The 17,084-nt window shown below is 70.7% G+C and carries 17 protein-coding genes; 12 read left to right on the top strand and 5 right to left on the bottom strand.

Annotated features, from left to right (window positions below; genetic code table 11):
- Both J3S20_RS10500 and J3S20_RS10505 read left to right on the top strand, forming a co-directional pair.
- A partial coding sequence (locus tag J3S20_RS10500; protein ID WP_216837025.1) for a hypothetical protein occupies positions 1-76 on the top strand: 76 nt, incomplete at its 5' end.
- Between the two features lie 68 nt (positions 77-144).
- Positions 145-2,310, top strand: coding sequence for a glycosyltransferase (locus J3S20_RS10505; protein ID WP_216836441.1), 2,166 nt, complete (start codon positions 145-147; stop codon positions 2,308-2,310).
- A 22-nt stretch (positions 2,311-2,332) separates the two neighbouring features.
- Here the strand turns inward: J3S20_RS10505 and rfaE1 are convergent, their stop codons facing one another.
- Positions 2,333-3,823, bottom strand: a complete 1,491-nt coding sequence (gene rfaE1 / locus J3S20_RS10510; RefSeq protein WP_216837026.1) for a D-glycero-beta-D-manno-heptose-7-phosphate kinase — start codon at positions 3,821-3,823, stop codon at positions 2,333-2,335.
- Positions 3,824-3,928: 105 nt separating this feature from the next.
- Complete coding sequence (locus J3S20_RS10515) at positions 3,929-4,651, bottom strand: metallophosphoesterase (protein ID WP_216836442.1); 723 nt, start codon at positions 4,649-4,651, stop codon at positions 3,929-3,931.
- A gap of 64 nt (positions 4,652-4,715) precedes the next feature.
- On the opposite strand from J3S20_RS10515, the gene J3S20_RS10520 reads away from it, so the two are divergent.
- The 9 genes from J3S20_RS10520 (at position 4,716) to J3S20_RS10560 (ending at position 13,306) form a co-directional block, all read left to right on the top strand.
- Complete coding sequence (locus J3S20_RS10520) at positions 4,716-5,861, top strand: hypothetical protein (RefSeq protein WP_216836443.1); 1,146 nt, start codon at positions 4,716-4,718, stop codon at positions 5,859-5,861.
- Entirely contained in the window at positions 5,858-7,015 is a 1,158-nt protein-coding gene (locus J3S20_RS10525) for a serine/threonine-protein kinase (protein ID WP_216836444.1), read from the top strand. Before J3S20_RS10520 ends, J3S20_RS10525 begins: the two co-directional genes overlap by 4 nt.
- 41 nt (positions 7,016-7,056) lie before the next feature.
- The gene (locus J3S20_RS10530; RefSeq protein WP_216836445.1) at positions 7,057-8,349 is read left to right on the top strand and encodes a family 1 glycosylhydrolase; all 1,293 of its coding nucleotides are present in this window, start codon (positions 7,057-7,059) and stop codon (positions 8,347-8,349) included.
- A 54-nt stretch (positions 8,350-8,403) separates the two neighbouring features.
- Positions 8,404-9,051 carry a histidine phosphatase family protein gene (locus tag J3S20_RS10535; protein ID WP_216836446.1) on the top strand — a complete coding sequence of 216 codons (648 nt, stop codon included), beginning with the start codon at positions 8,404-8,406 and terminating at the stop codon, positions 9,049-9,051.
- Between the two features lie 93 nt (positions 9,052-9,144).
- Positions 9,145-9,804, top strand: a complete 660-nt coding sequence (locus J3S20_RS10540) for a lipid-binding SYLF domain-containing protein (RefSeq protein WP_246602661.1) — start codon at positions 9,145-9,147, stop codon at positions 9,802-9,804.
- Between the two features lie 159 nt (positions 9,805-9,963).
- Positions 9,964-10,908: a glycosyltransferase gene (locus J3S20_RS10545; RefSeq protein WP_216836448.1), complete on the top strand. Its 945-nt coding sequence runs from the start codon at positions 9,964-9,966 to the stop codon at positions 10,906-10,908.
- 51 nt (positions 10,909-10,959) lie between these two features.
- Positions 10,960-11,334, top strand: a complete 375-nt coding sequence (locus J3S20_RS10550; protein WP_216836449.1) for an Hpt domain-containing protein — start codon at positions 10,960-10,962, stop codon at positions 11,332-11,334.
- A 6-nt stretch (positions 11,335-11,340) separates the two neighbouring features.
- Positions 11,341-12,846, top strand: a complete 1,506-nt coding sequence (locus tag J3S20_RS10555; RefSeq protein ID WP_216836450.1) for a sigma-54-dependent transcriptional regulator — start codon at positions 11,341-11,343, stop codon at positions 12,844-12,846.
- Positions 12,847-12,922: 76 nt separating this feature from the next.
- Entirely contained in the window at positions 12,923-13,306 is a 384-nt protein-coding gene (locus J3S20_RS10560) for a hypothetical protein (protein ID WP_216836451.1), read from the top strand.
- Positions 13,307-13,449: 143 nt separating this feature from the next.
- On the opposite strand, the gene J3S20_RS10565 is transcribed toward J3S20_RS10560, so the two are convergent.
- The 3 genes from J3S20_RS10565 to J3S20_RS10575 form a co-directional block, all read right to left on the bottom strand.
- Positions 13,450-13,968: a GNAT family N-acetyltransferase gene (locus tag J3S20_RS10565; protein ID WP_216836452.1), complete on the bottom strand. Its 519-nt coding sequence runs from the start codon at positions 13,966-13,968 to the stop codon at positions 13,450-13,452.
- Between the two features lie 81 nt (positions 13,969-14,049).
- Positions 14,050-15,258, bottom strand: coding sequence for an amidase (locus J3S20_RS10570; RefSeq protein WP_216836453.1), 1,209 nt, complete (start codon positions 15,256-15,258; stop codon positions 14,050-14,052).
- A 108-nt stretch (positions 15,259-15,366) separates the two neighbouring features.
- A complete protein-coding gene (locus J3S20_RS10575) occupies positions 15,367-16,083 on the bottom strand; it encodes a GNAT family N-acetyltransferase (RefSeq protein ID WP_246602671.1) in 717 nt (238 codons plus the stop codon).
- Between the two features lie 137 nt (positions 16,084-16,220).
- Between J3S20_RS10575 and J3S20_RS10580 the strand changes: the two genes are divergently transcribed.
- Positions 16,221-17,033, top strand: a complete 813-nt coding sequence (locus J3S20_RS10580) for a ferredoxin--NADP reductase (RefSeq protein ID WP_216836454.1) — start codon at positions 16,221-16,223, stop codon at positions 17,031-17,033.
- Positions 17,034-17,084: the final 51 nt, after the last annotated feature.

Below are 17,084 nucleotides of genomic sequence, written 5' to 3' on the forward strand. Positions count from 1 at the left end.
GATCGAGGTGCAGTCCGGCTCCTACCTCGGCGAGGACGACATCGTCCGCCTGGAAGACACCTACGGACGCGCGTGAGCCAGCGTGCCGTCCTGCCGCAGATGCGCTAGACCTTCCTGACGACGCGGCAGGCAGGATCTTCAGGCATGGACGGTGTGCGGCGGAGCGAGGGTGCGGGCCTGCTGGGGGAGGCGGATCGCCGGCGCGATGCGCGCGACTGGCGCGGCGCGGCCGAGGGCTACGCCGCCTGGCTGGCGCAGCACCCCGATGACTGGGGCATCTGGATCCAGCACGGCCATTGCGTGAAGGAACAGGGCGACCCGCTCGGCGCGGTTGCCTCCTATCGCCAGGCGGAGCGCGGCCTGCCTGAGGATGCCGATCTGCAGATCCAGATCGGCCATGCCCTGAAGCGGGCGGGGGACCGGGCCGGCGCGCGCATCGCCTATGCCCGGGCACTCGACCTGACCCCGGATAGTGACCTCGCCTGGCGCGAGGTGGCGACCCTGCTCGCCGAGGGCGGGCTCGCGGAGGCGGCGGCGGAGGAAGGCGGCGGGCTGACCCTGGTGGGCGACCTTTCCGTGGTCTTCGACCTGTCGGACCTGCTCTCCTGGTTCGGCAGCAACCGCGCGCCCTCCGGCATCCAGCGGGTTCAGATGGAAATCGTGGGCCCAGCGCTGCGCCCGGGTGTCGCGGCCTCCACCGTGCTGCTGGCCGTCTTCGATGCCGAGGCGGCCGCCTGGCGTGCGCTGCCGCGCGAGATCTTCCTGCGCCTGGCATCGCTGGCCCGGGCCGGCGCCGACCCGCTCGACGGCCCCTGGCGGGAGGCGGTGGGTCTGGCGCGGGAGGCGGTGGCGGCGGCGCCGGAACTCGTCTTCCCGCAGGGCGCCTGGCTGGTGAACCTCGGCTCCTCCTGGTGGCTGCCGGACTACAGCATGGCGCTGCGCGCGGTGAAGGCGCGGCATGGCGTGCGCTACGCGCCGCTGGTCCATGACTGCGGGCCGCTGGTGGTGCCGGAACACAATACCCCGGAGATGGTCGCGGAATTCGCCCGCTGGTTTGCGGGCCTCGGCGCCCATGCGGACCTGCTGCTGGCCGTGTCGGAGGCGACCCGGAAGGATATCGAGGCGCTGCGCCAGAAGCTGCTTCCCGGCCTGCCTACGCCGCCGGTTTCGGTGCTGCGGCTGGATGCGCAGCCGGTGCGCGTGCCGCCGGCGGCACGCCCGCATCCGGGGGTCGCGGCGCTGTCCGGGCGCCCCTACGCGCTCTTCGTCGGCACGCTGGAATCGCGCAAGAACCACCTTTTCGTCCTGAACGCCTGGCTGGCGCTGATCCGCAAGCATGGCGCGGCCGCGCTGCCGCTGCTCGTGCTGGTGGGCCGCCCGGGCTACCTCTCCGACCCGGCGCTGGCCCTGCTGCGTAATGCACCGGCGCTGCGCGACGGGGTCCGGCTGCTGACCGATGTGCCGGATTCAGCGCTTGCCGGGCTGTATGAGGGCGCGCTGTTCACGCTGTACAACTCCTTCCACGAGGGCTGGGGCCTGCCGGTGACGGAGGCGCTGTCGCATGGCAAGGCGGCGCTGGCCCCCGACCATTCCGGGCTGCTGGAAGCCGGCCTCGGCCTCGCGCTGCATTTCCGCCACCAGAGCGAGCCCGATTTCCTGGAAGCGGTGGAGCGCCTGGTCTTCGACCCCGCCTATCGCCAGGCGCAGGAGGCGAAGGTGCGCGCCGGGCTGAAGCTGCGCGCCTGGAAGCAGGTGACCGATGACCTGCTCTCGCGCCTTTCCACCGCGCCGCCCGCCGCGCCCCCGGCACCGCCGCCTGCGGTCTTTGGCACGGTGCACCGGCTGGCGGAAATCGCGGCGCCGCTGCCCGACCCCGCCATGGCCCTCGCCGACCTGCTGCGCGCGGGAGAGGGTTGGTATCGGGCCGAGGCCTGGGGCTGCTGGACCCGGCCGGGCCGCGCCCTGCTGCACCTGCCGGTCGCCGCCTCACAGGCGGGCACGCTCCGTCTGCACCTGATGCTGCGCGCCCCGGCCCGGAGCCAGCGCGTGACGCTGGCCACGCCGGGCGCCGAGCCGATGGTGCTGGAACTGGCGGCTGGTGGCCGCGCGGTGGCGGCGCTGGAGGTGCCGGCGCAGGGCGAGGTGCTGGAACTCGCGATCGAGGCCGATGCCGCGCCGGAGACCAGCAGCCCGCAGGCGCGGGAGGTGGGCGTCGGCGTCATCTCCGTCATGGCCTGTGCCGCGGAGGATCTGGCGGCGCGGCTGGCCTATCTGGAACGCCAGCGCTTCGTCTGGCCGGAGCCGGTGTAGCGGGCGCAAGGCCCGCAAGGCCTCAGCTTCGGATGCGGGCCACGGTGGCCGTGGTACTCTGGCCCGGCAGCAGCGCTGCGAGGCGGACCTGGCCGCCCCATTCGGTGACCAGATCCGCGCCGACCACCTTGTCCACGGTGTAGTCGGCGCCCTTCACCAGAACCTCCGGCCGCAGCAGGCGCAGCAGTTCCAGTGGGGTATCTTCCTCGAAGACCGTCACTAGGTCGACCGAGGCGAGGGAGGCGAGGACGGCGGCGCGGGCGGCATCGCCCTGGATCGGCCGGGCCTCGCCCTTCAGGCGCTTGACGCTGGCATCGGCGTTGAGGCCGACCACCAGGCGGTCGCACCAGGACCGGGCCTGTTCCAGCAGATGCACATGGCCGGGGTGCAGCAGGTCGAAGCAGCCATTGGTGAAGCCGACCCGCCAGCCGCGCCGGCGCCAGCGCTCCACCTGTTCCACCGCCTGGGTGCGGGAGACGACCTTGCGCAAGGCACCACGCTCCGGCGTCAGGGCCTCCAGCAGATCCCCCTCGCGCGCCACGGCGGTGCCGATCTTGCCGACGACGATCCCGGCCGCGATGTTGGACAGGCGAGCGGCGACCGGGGCGGCGAGGCCGGCGGCAAGGCCCGCGGCGACCACCGCGACCACCGTATCCCCGGCGCCCGAGACGTCATGAACCTCCGGCGCCTCGGCCGGGAAATGACGGACACCCTCGGCTTCCACCAGGGTCATGCCGTCCTCGCTGCGGGTCACCAGGACCGCGCCGAAACCATGGTCGGCGCGCAGCTGCTGGGCGGCGGCAACCAGCGCGGCCTCGGTATCCACGGGCATGCCGGTGGCCTGCTTCAGCTCGGCCCGGTTCGGGGTGATTAGGTCGGCGCCGGCGTAGCGGGCATAGTCGATGCCCTTGGGGTCGACCACCACGCGCCGCCCGGCGCTGCGCGCGGACGCGATCAGGCGCTGCGCCGTATCCCCGGACAGCACGCCCTTGTTATAGTCGGACAGCACCATGACGGTGGTGGCGGCCACCGCATCGGCGGCGATGCGCACCAGCCGTTCGGCCAGGCGCGGATGGATCGGGCCGGCCATCTCATGGTCGGCGCGCAGCAATTGCTGGCCGGCGGCGATGAAGCGGGTCTTGGTCGTCGTGGCGCGGCCGCCCTGCACCAGCAGCCAGGGCTCCACATTGGGTTGGCCGCCGATCAGCCCAGTCAGGTCGCTGCCGGCCTGGTCGTCGCCCACGACGGAGACGAAGGCGACGGCGGCGCCGAGCGCGGTCAGGTTTCGCACCACATTGCCGGCCCCACCGGGCATGGCGACCTCGCGTTCCACCGCCAGCACGGCGACGGGCGCTTCCGGGCTGACGCGCTCGACCTGCCCATAGACATAGCGGTCCAGCATGGCGTCGCCGACGACGAGGACGGAGGCCCGCTTGAGCAGGCGCACGGCCTCGGTCAGGTCGCCGACCGGGATTTCTGGCGTCGGAAGGTCGGCGGGCGCGGGGCCTTGCATCGCCTTGGCGTAGCCCAATCGCCACATCCGGCGCAAGGCGCCCCCATCCGACCGGGGGCGAAATAAGCCGTCCGGCGGGCGCCGATCCTCGGTCAGGGCCGACCTCTAGACCTGCAGGAAATCGACCCGTGCGCCTTCCAGCACCCCGCAGGTCAGCGGCCCACCGAAGACCGCGCCGGTGTCGAGCCCGATCCGGTGCGGCAGGATTTCCGGCGTAGCGGCGGGGGTATGGCCATGGACCACCACCGCCGGCATGGGGCCGCGCCAGGACAGGAACGGCTCGCGAATCCACAGCATGTCCATGCGCTGCTGCTGTTCGAGCGCAATCCCGGGGCGCAGCCCGGCATGCACGAAGACGTAGCCGCCCGCGGCATGGTGGCTGCGGCAGGCGCGCAGCAGATCCAGATGGGCCGCCGGGACGCGATTCCAGCTGCGGGCCTCGCGCGCACGGGCGCCATAGCTTTCGAGCGTCGCGGCCCCGCCATTCGCCAGCCAGAGCTCGACCGCTTCCGCCGTCGCATCGGGCGCCAGCGCGTCCAGCATCATCTGGTCGTGATTGCCCATCAGGTTGAGGCTCGGCAGCCCGGCCGGCGGCGCTGCCAGCATCGCCAGCACGCCGGCGCTGTCTGGGCCGCGGTCGACATGATCGCCCAGATGGATCAGGCAGGGCTGCGCGATGGGGCGAGCGGCGAGATCGTCCAGGATCAGCCGATGCAGCGCCGCCAGATGACGGGCGCAGCGATGGCTGTCGCCCACCGCGTAGATGCGGAGCCCTTCCGGCAGGAAAGCCTGCGTTGTCGCGCCAGGAATTAAGCGTTTGGAAGCCATTGCCGGCGGACTCTAGGCGGATGGGGGGCGCCACCGCCATCCCGGCCCTCGCGGTTTCCGATCCATGCCAGAAGGTTTCGTCGCCAAGGATGTCCCGACCCCGCCACAGCAGGCACCGCTGCTTGCGGTGATGCGGGAGGCCCTGCGCGCGGCCGCGGGGCGCGTGGTCCTGCGGGTCCCGGCCATGGCACCGCATCGGCGGCGCGTGGCGCGGGCTCTGCTGCAGGAAGGTGCGTTGGTTGCGGGCGGCGTGGTCGCCGAGGGGCCCAATGAAGATCTGCTGCTGATCGGCGCGGAGGCCGGGCGCGCCGAGCGGCTGCGCGGCCTGCTGGACCGGCTTCTCGGCGGGCCGGTGACACGGATCTGGTCGCTGGAACGCGATGCCGGCGACCTGCTCGCCTATGCCGCAGAAGCTTCGACACCAGGCCCGGCCGGCGCGGGACCGGCCTTGGCGGGGCTGGACACCTGGCTGCGCAGCCTGCCCCTGACCCAGGTGGTGCGGCGTGAGATCGGGATGCGGGTCGATCCCGCGAGCGGCGCCTGCCGCCCGGCCTTCCTGCGCCTGTCGATCGCCGCCGTGCCCTTGGCCGCCCTTCTGGGGGGGCTCGGTGCGGATGCGGATCTGCTGGAACATGCCTCGCGCGGCCTGGCGGCCCGCCTGCTGCTGGCGATCGGCGACCCCGCGCAGTGCCGCGACCTGATGGGCACGAGCCTGCCCGGCGCCCTGCACTTGCCCGTTCCGCCAGCGCCGATGACCGGCAGGGGTGAGGGCGGCCAGGGTGGCCCGCGTGGCGGGCTGGTGGCGACGGTGGGGCTGGAGGCTGTGGCAGATCCCCTGGCGCTCGCCGCCCGGCGCGCCAGCCTGGCCGGCCAGGGATGGGCGCTGGAACTGGATGGCCTCGGCGCCAGTGCGCTGCGCATCCTGGACGTTGCGGAATTGCCGGTGGATTGGCTGCGGCTGGCCTGGTCACCCGCCATGGCGCATCCGGCGGTGGCCGAGGCGCTGCGCAAGGTGGCGCCCGAACGCCTGATCCTGTCCGGCATCGAGGACCAGCTGGCGCTCGATTGGGGTCGCCGCCAGGGTATCCAGCGCATGGAGGGCCGCTTCCTGGAGGTCGCCTCGGCGCCCGTGCGGCCGCAGATCTCCGTAGCGGCGGCCGGCGCTGCGATGCGGCAGGGCGCTGCCAGCCCGTCCCGTCCGGCGGCATGAGAACCGCGGAGGCGGAGTTCGACCGCCGCCCAGGCGGCGTGCGCGCCGCGGCGGAACTGGCCGCGCTGGTCCGGGAGAGCGTCGCCGCCAATGCGGTGCGGGAAGTGTTGCACCTGCGCCTGGCGGGCCTCGGCCCCGCCGCCCGCCGGCCACAGCATCAGCGCCTGCTGCGGGATGCGCTGGAACCCGTGCTGGCTGCCGCCCGCACCCGCGTCTTCGATCTGCCGAACGGCGATGTGGTGGCAGTCGCCGTCCCGCCGGGGCTGGTGCTGGAAAATGCCCGGCTGGCCCTGCTGCGCGCACTGGATCCCTCGGCCGCAGAGGCGGTGCAGTCGATGCGGCTGCCGGCGGGCGCCGCCCAGCTGCTGGCGATCGCCGCCGAGAGCCTTGGGCTGGCCCAGGTGCCGGAGGCGCCGGCCAGCTCCGTGGATGCCGCGCCGATCAACAGCTTCGACCTGGCCATGGCGGAGCGCGCCCTGTCGCAGGCGGATGTCGAGGCGATGACGCTGGCGCAGGGCGTCTGCCGGCTGGATCCCGAGGGGGAGCCCGCCGAGCCGCTGTGGGAGGATCGGCGTATCGCCTGGGCCAGCCTGGCGGCCGCGGTGTTGCCGGGGGTGGATATCACCGCCTGCTCCACCCTGCAGCGCCGGCTGGCCCGGCTGGCGGAACTGCGCATGTTGGCCGAGATCGGCCGCCCGGCCGCGCAACTCGGCTGGCGCCGGATCGGCCTGCCGGTGACGCCGGCGACCCTGGCCGCGCCGGGTTTCCTGAAATTCGACGAGGGCCTGCCCGCGGGGCGCCGCCAGGACATCACCCTGGCCTTCCGCCCTGCCGATATACTGGCCGATCCGGGCGGCTTCGCGACGGCACGGGATTTCGCGCGGGGCCGCGGCTATCGGCTGGCGCTGGACGATGCGCCGGTCGAACTGCTGGCCATCCTGCCGCCGGAGCGGCTGGGGCTGGATCTGCTGCGGCTGCGCTGGTCGGCCGAACTGCCGGTGGCGACCTCCGCTTCGCTGGAGCGCGCGCTGACGCAGCCGGAGAGCATCGTGCTGGTCGGCGTCGACCGGCCCGCTGCCATCGCCTGGGGCTGGGAAGTGGGGGTCCGCGTCTTCCAGGGTGGGCTTGTGGAGCGGCGCCGGCGGAACGGCTGAGTCGGCGGTAACTGCGGCGAGGCTGCTGCGTTCGGCAAGGCATGACCGCACCCCCCGCCTTCCTCTTCGCCACCGGGATCGAGAACAGCATCCCTCGCATCAAGGGCGGCCGCGTCCGGGTGGACGAGATGGCGCGCTGCGGCCTCTACGAGCGATGGCGGGAGGATTTCGGCCTGGTGCAGGAGCTGGGCCTGTCCTTCCTGCGCTACGGCCCGCCGCTGCATTCGACCCTGACCGGGGCCGGCCAGTACAACTGGGACTTCGCCGATGCGACCTTCGGCGAGCTGCAGCGGCGTGACATCGTGCCGATCGTCGATCTCTGCCATTTCGGGGTGCCGGACTGGATCGGCGACTTCCAGAACCCGGATTTCCCGAAGCTCTTCGCGCAATATGCGGGCGCCTTCGCGCGGCGCTTTCCCTGGGTCCAGCTCTATACGCCGGTCAACGAGATGTACATCTGCGCGCTGTTTTCCGCCCGCTACGGCTGGTGGAACGAGGAGCTGCGCACCGACCGCGGCTTCGTCACTGCGCTGAAGCACATCGTCGCCGCCAATGTGCTGGCGATGCGCGCCATCCTGGACGTGCGGCGGGACGCCATCTTCATCCAAAGCGAGAGCACGGAGTATTTCCACGCGGAAAGTCCCGAGGCCATCGCGCCGGCCGAACAGCGCAACCAGGAGCGCTTCCTGTCGCTCGACCTGAACTACGGCCGGCGGGTGGACAGCGGCATGTATGAATACCTGCTGGACAACGGCATGACGCGCGAGGAGTACCACTTCTTCCTGTCGCAGAGCTCGCTGAAGCATCACTGCATCATGGGCAACGACTACTACTGGACGAACGAGCACCTGGTGGTGCCGGATGGCAGCACCCGCGCCTCGGGCGAAGTCTTCGGCTATGCCGTGCTGACGCATCAGTATCATCAGCGCTATGCGCTGCCCGTCATGCACACGGAGACCAATATCCGCGACGACGGCCAGGGTGCCGCGGAGCGCTGGCTGTGGAAGCAATGGGCCAATGTGCTGCGCGTGCGGAACGACGGCGTGCCGGTGGTCGGCTTCACCTGGTATTCGCTGACCGACCAGGTGGACTGGGACACCGCGCTGCGGGAGGAGAATGGCCGCGTCGATCCGGTCGGGCTCTATGACCTGGATCGCAAGATCCGGCCGGTCGGCGAGGCCTTCAAGCGGCTGGTGGCGCAGTGGCGGGACGTGCTGCCGGCGCAGTCGCTGTGCTTGCAGGTGCCGGTGGTGATGCCGAGCGCCCATGCCATCGACGCATTGCCGGACGATTATTGGGCGCTGCAGGCCGCCCGCCGCGCCACGCCGGAGTAGGTCCGCCCGCCAGGGCATCTTCCGGCCTGCCCCAGTCCCCGCTAGACCGGCGCCGTGCAGATCACCCGGCTTTTCCTCGTCCGTCACGCGCTGGTGGAGCCCTCCGCCCGCGCCGTCGTTTATGGCAGCATGGATGTGGGGCTCTGCGAGCTGGCCCTGCAGCAGGAGGCCGCGGCCTATCGCTGGCTTGCCGCCAGGCTGCCGGAGGGCGCGCGCTGGGTGGTCACGCCGCTTTCCCGCACCCGCGCCACCGCGGCCGCCATCTTCGCAGCCGGCTATGCGCCGGCGTCGCTGGAGGTCGAGGCGGACCTGGCTGAGCAGCATCTGGGCGAGCTCCAGGGCCTGTCGCACGAACGCTTCGCCGAGATGCTGCGCCACCCGCCGCATCCCTTCTGGCCACATGCGGGGGAGGAAAAGCCGCCCGGCGGGGAATCCTTCGCCGAGGTGGTGGAACGTGTCGCCGCGGTGCTGGACCGGCTGGTGCAGGAGAGTGCGGGTCGGGATATCGTCATCGTGGCGCATGGCGGCTCGATCCGGGCGGCCATAGCCCAGGCGATGGGGCTGACGCCACATCAGGCGCTGATCTTCTCCATCAAGAACCTTTCCCTCACCCGGCTTGAGCGGCACGGCCAGGATTGGCGCGTGGCTGCGGTGAACGAGGAACCCTTCACCCTGCCAGCGGAGCCCGGACCGCCGGGCTGATCATCCGCGCCGCTTCGCCTTGGACACCCGAGTCGCTGGGATGTAGAGTGTTCTGCGACATAGGGTTGCGGGGGGCTTTTCATGTTCCGTGGGATGATGCTCGCCATCGGGCTGCTATTCGCCTTGCCGGCCGCGGCGCAGCAGGAAGAACAGGCGCTTGTCGACCGGGCGACGCTGGCGGTTCAGGAACTGATGAGCAGCGGCGAACAGGCCGGCGATGCGGTCGGCTTCCTGCAGCGGGCCCGCGCGGTGATGGTTTGCCCCCGGGTATTCCGCGCCGGCTTCATCCTGGGCGGGGAGGGAGGGTCCTGCGTCCTGGTCGGCCGCGACGGGGCCGGGTCCTGGTCCTCCCCCGCCTTCTATGGGCTCGGATCCGGCAGCTTCGGGCTGCAGATCGGGGTGCAGGATGCGATGGTGGCCATGATGATCATGACCGACCGCGGCCTGCAGGCGGTGATGGACAGCCAGTTCAAGGTCGGGGCCGACGCGTCCATCGCACTGGCGACGATTGGCGGCGGCATCCAGGGCAGCACCACCGCCGCGGTCGGCGCCGATATCGTGGCGATTGCCAAGTCGCGGGGCCTTTTCGCGGGCGTCTCCCTTTCCGGCTCCATGCTGTCCTATCGGCCGGCATCGGCGCGCAGCTATTACGGCCAGGCCTATTCGGCCCGGCAGATCGTGGTGGCGATGGAGGCGCATAACCCCGGCTCCGACCCGCTGCGTGCCATGCTGCTGCGCTATGGGGCGCGCTGAGCACACGAAGACCCAGGCGGTCGGCTTGATCAGGAGGGTGTGCCTCGACTCGGCAACGCGCTCTCGCAAAATGCAACGCGAAATGGTGGAACGCGCGATGCACTGATCTGCCGCGGTGGCCAACATCCCGGCCGCTGGATGCAGATCGCGAGGCTTTAATTGTACGCAGCGCCCCAGCTCAGCGTGGTGATCCCGGCGCAGAACGCCCTGCGCTGGCTTCCCGGTGCGATTGCCTCCCTGGGCCATTCACCCCAGCTCGAGATCCTGGTGGTCGATGACCGTTCGGAGGATGGAACGGCCGACTACCTGCGCGGCATCGCCACCAGCGACCGCCGGCTCCGTCCCCTGACGGCCCGTGGCACCGGCCCGGCCTCGGCGCGCAACCTGGGTCTGGCGGCGGCGCAGGCGCCGTTGGTGGCCTTCCTCGATGCCGATGACCGTTGGCGGCACGGCAAACTGGCGGCGCAGCTGGAACTGCACCGGCTGTACCCCGAGATCGGCTTCTCCTTCACCGACCACCGCTGCTTCGCCGAGGATGGCACGGAACTGCCGGGCGGCTTCGCCCGCTGCCCAAGCTTCGCCGCACGTCACAGCATGCGGCGCGAGGCCTTCCTGCTGGACCGGGATGGGCAGGCCGCGATCTATGCCGAACCGCTGGTGGCCACCTCCACCGTCATGGCACGCACCGGCCTGCTGCGCGCCGTGGGCGGCTTCAACGAGCAGCTGCAGCGGTCCGAGGACTGGGACCTTTGGCTGCATCTCGCCGCCTGCGCGCCGGTAGGTTGCCTGCCGCGCCCCCTCGCCGATCGGCTGGTGCGCGCCATCAATCCCGCGGGGGCGGAGGGGCTGGCGCGGCGCATGTCCCGTCGTCGCGTGGCCGATGCCTATGCCGAGCCGGTCAGTCGCCTGGACGAGGCTGCGCTGGCACTGTGGAAGACCAGCCAGCTGGCGTTGGAAGCCGATGGCGCGGCCTTGGCCGGGCGACGTGTGCAGGCGGCGTTGCTGCGGCTTAGCGCCTTCGCACAGCAGCCGAGTCGCAACATCGCGCGCGAGGCCGCCTGCGACCTTCTCGGCATTCGCGCGGCGGCCCAGCGGGTGCCCTGAGCGGGGCGGGAGCCGACGCTGCGCCTTCGGCAGGCCAGATGCGTTGACCCCATGCCCCTGCAATGCGAGAGGTGGTTCGTGAGCGCAATAGACCCCGAGATCGCCGGACAGCTTGCGTCGGACCTGCCGCGCGAGGACTTCGTGCGCATCGTCCGGACCTTCGAGGATGATCTCGGGCGGCTTGCGCGGCTTCTGGAATCCGCGGTCGCGGCTGGTGACGAGGATGGCTACAGGCGCGCCGCGCATAGCCTTGCCGGCGCTGCCGCCGCCGTTGGCGCGCGGCGGCTGGAGCAGGTGGCGCGGATCGCGATGGACCACCGCAACACCACCGATCCCCGGCTGCTCGCGCCGCAAGTGCGGCTGGAGGCGGAAGCCGCGCTCGCCGAGCTGGCGGCGCTGGCCGAGCATCCGCCCGGATCCCGATAGGGCCCCATGGCCGCGGCGGCCGCCCGGATCCTGATCGTCGAGGATACGCCGACCCAGGCCGAGGTGGCCCGTGCCCTGCTACGTGACCTTGGTCACGAGATCCGCTTGGCGGAAAGCGGCGCTGCGGCGCTGGACCTGGCCCTGTCCTGGCATCCCGACGCCATCCTGATGGATCTGGAACTGCCGGACTTCTCGGGGTTCGAGGCGATGCGGCGGCTCCGCTCCCAGGGCGTGGAGGCCGCGATCATCGTGGTCACCGCCCATGGCAGCGTGAACCATGCGGTGGAGGCGATGCGCGAAGGCGCGGTTGACTTTATCGTCAAGCCCTATGCCAAGGCGCGGCTGAAGGTGACCCTGCAGAATGCGCTGGAAAAGCGGGCGCTGGCGACCGAATTGCGGGAAGTGAAGGCGCAGCTCAGCCGGGACCACTACCTGGGCTTCATCGGTGCCTCGCCCGCCATGCAGGCCGTCTACCGGACCATTGAAAGCGTTGCGGCCAGCAAGGCGAATGTCTTCATCACCGGCGAAAGCGGCACCGGCAAGGAGTTGGCGGCGGAGGCGGTGCACCGGGCCAGCCCGCGCCGAAGCCGGCCCTTTCTTGCGCTGAACTGCGCCGCCATCCCGCGCGACCTGCTGGAATCGGAGATCTTCGGCCATGTGAAGGGCGCCTTCACCGGCGCCACCGAGAACCGGCCCGGTGCCGCCAAGCTGGCCGATGGTGGCACGCTGTTCCTCGACGAGATCGGCGAGATGCCGCTCGAGATGCAGGTCAAGCTGCTGCGCTTCGTGCAGACCGGCAGCTTCCAGCCTGTCGGCGCCTCCCGCCCCGAGAAGGTGGATGTGCGGATTGTCTCCGCCACCAACCGCGATCCCTGGCTGGAGGTCGAGGCGGGACGGTTCCGGGAGGATCTCTACTACCGGCTCTATGTCGTGCCCGTGGAGATGCCGCCGCTGCGCGACCGCGGCGCGGATGTCCTGCTGATCGCGCGCCATTTCCTGGCTGCCTTCGCGCGCGAGGAAGGCAAGCACTTCCGCGGCTTTGCGCGGGAGGCTGAGCAGGCGCTGGCCGCCTATTCCTGGCCGGGCAATGTGCGCCAGTTGCAGAATGTGGTCCGCAACATCGTGGTGCTGCATGCCGGTGCCCGGGTGGAGCGGAGCATGCTGCCGCCGATGCTGCTGCGCAGCGCCACCCGTCCAGCCGCCGCATCCTTGCCCGCCGCGGAGAGGGAGGAACCGGAGACGCTGGCCGAACCGCCCGCTCCGGCGCCCGAATGGGCATGGGTGCCGCCACCCGAACCCGCGGTCGCGGCGCCCGCCGCCCCCTGGCTGCCACCTGCCGGGCCCGATCCCTTCCTGCCTTTGGCCGAGGTGGAAAAGCGCTACATCCTTGCTGCGCTGGATCACACATCGCATGACGTGCCGCGCGCCGCCGCGATGCTCGGCGTCAATCCTTCAACCATCTACCGCAAGCTACAATCGTGGCGCGCGGAGGAAACCTCCGCACGTCCCTGAACTTCAAGGCAGGCCGGAGGTTGCTGCCGTGCGGCACCACCGCCAGATGGCAGCTGGTGTTTCGGAGGGGTGGTTGATGGATCTGATGCGAACCCTGGCGGATCACAGCATCCGGCGCGCCCTCAGCTTCGCCGGGCTGGGCGTGGTGACGCTGATGCTGGCCCTGTCCTTTGACCTGGCCCTGGCATTCCGGACGGGCGGGAACCTCCTGGGGCTGATCTGCCTGGGCCTGCTGTGGCTGGCCTGGCGGACACCCAGCCGAAATCTTCGGCGCAGCGAGCTTTGGAGCCTGTTGCTGGTGCATGCGACGGCCTTGGCCCGGAGCCTTCCGGCGGAGCAGGCGCAGCGGATGATGGCCGAGACGCTGCGGCAGCGGCTGGTCTGGCATGCGGAGCCGATCGGGGCCCTGGCCCTTTTCCTCTGGGTTCTGGCTATGATCCTGACCCTGGCTGGGCGCTGAGCAGCCTCCGGACGTCTGCGGGCTGACGCGCGGCGCGCTGCTACAGCACGATCTGTCCGAACGGACAGATCTCGTGCTGTAGAAGCTATTGTTTCTAAAGCACGAAATCGGTTCACGCTGCTTCAGTGTGAGCCGATAGTGCTTTAGACGGGCAGGGTGCGGTCGCCCTCGCCAAGTGCGCGCTGCATGAAGACCACATCGACCCAGCGGCCGAATTTCAGCCCGGCCGCCTTGAGCACGCCGGCCTGGCGGAAGCCGAGGGAGACGTGCAAGCCGATGGAGCCGACATTCTCCGAATCACCGATGACGGCTAGCATCTGCCGGAAGCCGCAATCGGTGGCGCGGCGCAGCAACACTTCCACCAGCGCCTTGCCCACGCCCTGGCCCCTGACGTCGTCGCGCACATAGATCGAATTCTCGGCCGAGAACCGATAGGCAGATCGCTCGCGGAACTGATTGAAGTAGGCGTAGCCGATGACGACGCCGTCCAGCTCCGCCACCAGCCAGGCCCAGCCGGCTTCCTGCACCTTCGCGATGCGCGCCGCCATCTCGGCCTGCGGCGGCGGGACCTCCTCGAAGGTGCCGGTGCCGACCTGGACGTGGTGGGCGTAGATGGCGGTGATGGCCGGCAGGTCGTTCGCGGTCGCGTCACGGATCAGCATCGGCAGGCTTCCCAGGATCGGCGGAGCCCCAGCGATTAGGCTGCCTCACTGGCAGGGGCAAGCGCCCTGCCGCCATGCGCCTCAGACCGGCAGTCGCAATTCGGCGGCCACCCGCTCGGCCACGGCCAGCAGGGCACGGTCGCGGCCCGGTGCGGCGGCCAGCGAAAGGCCGACCGGCACGCCATCCACCTTGGCGGCCGGCAGCGTCACCTCGCAGAGACCGGCGAGGCCGGCGATGGCGGTGACGCCCATGGTCCGCTCCCGCACCGCCTGCTGGGCCTCGGCATCGATGTCGAGGCGGGGCGCGGCGACGGGCGAGGTCGGGTAGATCAGCACGCCGCCGCCGGCGAGCAGCGCCCGCATCCGCTGGCGGAAAACCTCGCGGAAGGCGCGTGCGGCGGCTGCGACGGCGGGCGCGGTGGCCTTGGCGGCCGCAAAGCGTTCCGCGACGCCCGGGCCGAAGGCAGGTTTGATGGCCTCCACCCAGGAACCCAGGCTCGCCCAGGCCTCCTCCGCCTGCGCGGCCCGGAAATTCTCGTAGAGCTGGGTCAGGCCCTCGGGCGCGAGATGCACGGATAGGCAGGGGCCGAGCACGTGCTCGACCTTCGAAAGGGCGCCGACGAGCGCAGTTGCGGTCTGCGGCACCGCGTTCACCCAGGCTTCCTGTACCTTGATCAGCGGCCCGAGCGCATTGTCGCCCCCGCTGGCACCCCCGCCCGGCAACAGCACATCGCCGACCCGCCGCAGCACGGAGGCGCGGGCGGCGAACCAGCCCGCGGTGTCGAAGCTGGGGCCCAGCGGGCAGGCAGCGGTGAGGTTGACCGCGCCCCAGGAGGGGCGGATGCCGAAGATGCCGCAATAGCTGGCCGGGATACGCACCGAACCGCCGGTATCGCTGCCCAGCGCAAAGTCGACGAGGCCAGCCGAGACCGCGGCCGCGGAGCCGCAGGAGGATCCGCCAGGGAAGCGGTCCGGCGCGGCGGGATTGATCGGCGTGCCGTACCAGACGTTCTCGCCGGTCAGTCCATAGGCGAGCTCCACCGTCTTCGTCTTGCCGCGCAACTGCGCGCCGGCCTGGGTCAGCGCCAGGATGATCGGCGCGGTCGCGGCGGCGGGCGCATGGGTGCGCGCCCAGTCCGGATTGCCATAGCCGGTGACGACACCCGCCACGTCGAACAGGTCCTTGACCGCGAAATCCAGGCCCAGGAGAGGCCCGGAGGCGGCACCCGCCAATTCCACCCGCGGCCCCGGCACGAAAGCACCGACCCGATCTTCGAATGCACGCGGCACCACCGGACCTCCGTTACTCATCCGCACCAACCTGAGACTGTGCGACAGGACCGGCCCGAACACAACGCCATCGCCAACCTGCCTGGTCGCCCGGGTTTAGGGACTGTCTCACACCTGTGGCGCCGGCGCCGAACCGCTGAGCGAATGGCGCGGGCGTTGGGCATGGTCCCAGTTCGAATCATCGAGCCAGGCGGCGATCCGGTCCCGGCAGCCAGGCCATTCCTCGGCGAGGATCGAAAAGAAGGCGGTATCCCGGCGCCGGCCTTTGACCACCTGGTGTGCCCGCAACTCGCCTTCGAAGACGAAGCCCAGGCGAACCGCGGCGCGGCGCGAGGGGGCGTTCAGCGCGTTGCACTTCCAGACCAGGCGACGGTAGCCGAGGTCGTCCATGGCATGGCGCATCAGCAGGAACATCGCCTCCGTCGCCGCGCGGGTGCGCTGGAGCCGTGGCGAGAACCAGATGTGCCCGATTTCGATCGCCGCATTGGCCGGCTGGATATCCATCAGCGTCAGCCAGCCGAGGACCGTCCCGCTGGAATGCGGGCGGATGGCCCAGGCCATCGGGTCATGCTGGGCGGCGAAGGTGGCCACGTGACGCCGCATCGCCTCGCCATCCGCGAAGGGGCCGTAGCCGAGATAGGCCCAGCCATGGCCCGCCGCATCGGCCTGTGCCGCAGCCCAAAGCTCCGCCGCGTGCCGCACCGCGAGTGGCTCAAGCGTGACGGAGGCGCCACGATGAGGAACGCGGGCGGGCAGGGCGCGCGGCGTGGAATCCACGACCTCCCCGAGCGGGGGGGGGGATGGCGGAGCGAGGTCGGTCATCATCGGCGCCCGGATCCTGGTGAAGCGCCAGCATGCCCCAGCCCGGCCCGAAGGGCGAGATGGGCAGGGTCGGGCAGGGCCGCGACTCGGCCGGCTGCAACCGCATTGCAGCAGGGCGGGGGATGTCGCATACGGGCGGCATGTCATCCCCCAGCGCCTCCGCGGCGGTCGAAGCCGCCCCGCCCGGGTTCTTCCTGGAGCGGGTGCTGACGGTCCATCACTGGACCGATCGGCTGTTCTCCTTCACCTGCACGCGCAGCCCCCAGTTCCGCTTCGTTGCCGGGCAATTCGCGATGATCGGGCTGATGGTGGAGGGCAACCCGCTGGTCCGGGCCTATTCGCTGGTCAGCGCGCCCTGGGAGGAACACCTCGAATTCCTCTCGATCAAGGTGCAGGACGGCCCCCTGACATCCCGCCTGCAGCATATCGTGCCCGGCGACGGGGTGCTGATCGGCCGCAAGGCGACCGGCACGCTGGTGACGGAGAACCTGCTGCCAGGCGGCACGCTGTGGTTCTTTGCCACTGGCACCGGACTGGCGCCCTTCCTGAGCCTGATCCGCGAGCCCGAGACCTATGATCGATTCGACCGGGTGGTGGTGGTGCACACGGTACGCCAGGTGGCGGAACTGGCCTATCGGGAGACGATCTCGAAGGACCTGCCCGAGCACGAACTGCTGGGCGACCTGGTCCGGGGCAAGCTGCTCTACTACCCCAGCGTGACCCGGGAGGATTTTCCGAACCAGGGTCGCGTGACGACGCTGGTCGAAAGCGGGCGGCTCTTCGCCGATCTTGGCCTGTCGACCCTCTCGCCGGACCGCGACCGCGCCATGCTCTGCGGAAGCGAGGCGATGAACGCCGATATGCGCGTCATCCTGGAGGCCCGAGGCTTCACCGAAGGTGCCAATAATCGCCCCGCGACCTATGTCGTGGAGAAGGCCTTCGTCACGAAATAGTTGGCCGTCTTTTCCCGAGCCAAACCGGGCATTGCGTATCCTCGCGGCGAG

The sequence above is a fragment of the Falsiroseomonas tokyonensis genome (assembly GCF_019024325.1).
Classification (GTDB): Bacteria; Pseudomonadota; Alphaproteobacteria; order Acetobacterales; family Acetobacteraceae; genus Falsiroseomonas; species Falsiroseomonas tokyonensis.

Coding starts and splice junctions, on each gene's coding strand:
- J3S20_RS10540 (WP_246602661.1), top strand. CDS start 9,145: ATGATGCTCGCCATCGGGCTGCTATTCGCCTTGCCGGCCGCGGCGCAG.
- J3S20_RS10525 (WP_216836444.1), top strand. CDS start 5,858: ATGAGAACCGCGGAGGCGGAGTTCGACCGCCGCCCAGGCGGCGTGCGC.
- J3S20_RS10560 (WP_216836451.1), top strand. CDS start 12,923: ATGGATCTGATGCGAACCCTGGCGGATCACAGCATCCGGCGCGCCCTC.
- rfaE1 (WP_216837026.1), bottom strand. CDS start 3,823: ATGCAAGGCCCCGCGCCCGCCGACCTTCCGACGCCAGAAATCCCGGTC.
- J3S20_RS10530 (WP_216836445.1), top strand. CDS start 7,057: ATGACCGCACCCCCCGCCTTCCTCTTCGCCACCGGGATCGAGAACAGC.
- J3S20_RS10550 (WP_216836449.1), top strand. CDS start 10,960: ATGCCCCTGCAATGCGAGAGGTGGTTCGTGAGCGCAATAGACCCCGAG.
- J3S20_RS10520 (WP_216836443.1), top strand. CDS start 4,716: ATGCCAGAAGGTTTCGTCGCCAAGGATGTCCCGACCCCGCCACAGCAG.
- J3S20_RS10555 (WP_216836450.1), top strand. CDS start 11,341: ATGGCCGCGGCGGCCGCCCGGATCCTGATCGTCGAGGATACGCCGACC.
- J3S20_RS10505 (WP_216836441.1), top strand. CDS start 145: ATGGACGGTGTGCGGCGGAGCGAGGGTGCGGGCCTGCTGGGGGAGGCG.
- J3S20_RS10565 (WP_216836452.1), bottom strand. CDS start 13,968: ATGCTGATCCGTGACGCGACCGCGAACGACCTGCCGGCCATCACCGCC.
- J3S20_RS10515 (WP_216836442.1), bottom strand. CDS start 4,651: ATGGCTTCCAAACGCTTAATTCCTGGCGCGACAACGCAGGCTTTCCTG.
- J3S20_RS10580 (WP_216836454.1), top strand. CDS start 16,221: ATGTCATCCCCCAGCGCCTCCGCGGCGGTCGAAGCCGCCCCGCCCGGG.
- J3S20_RS10575 (WP_246602671.1), bottom strand. CDS start 16,083: ATGATGACCGACCTCGCTCCGCCATCCCCCCCCCCGCTCGGGGAGGTC.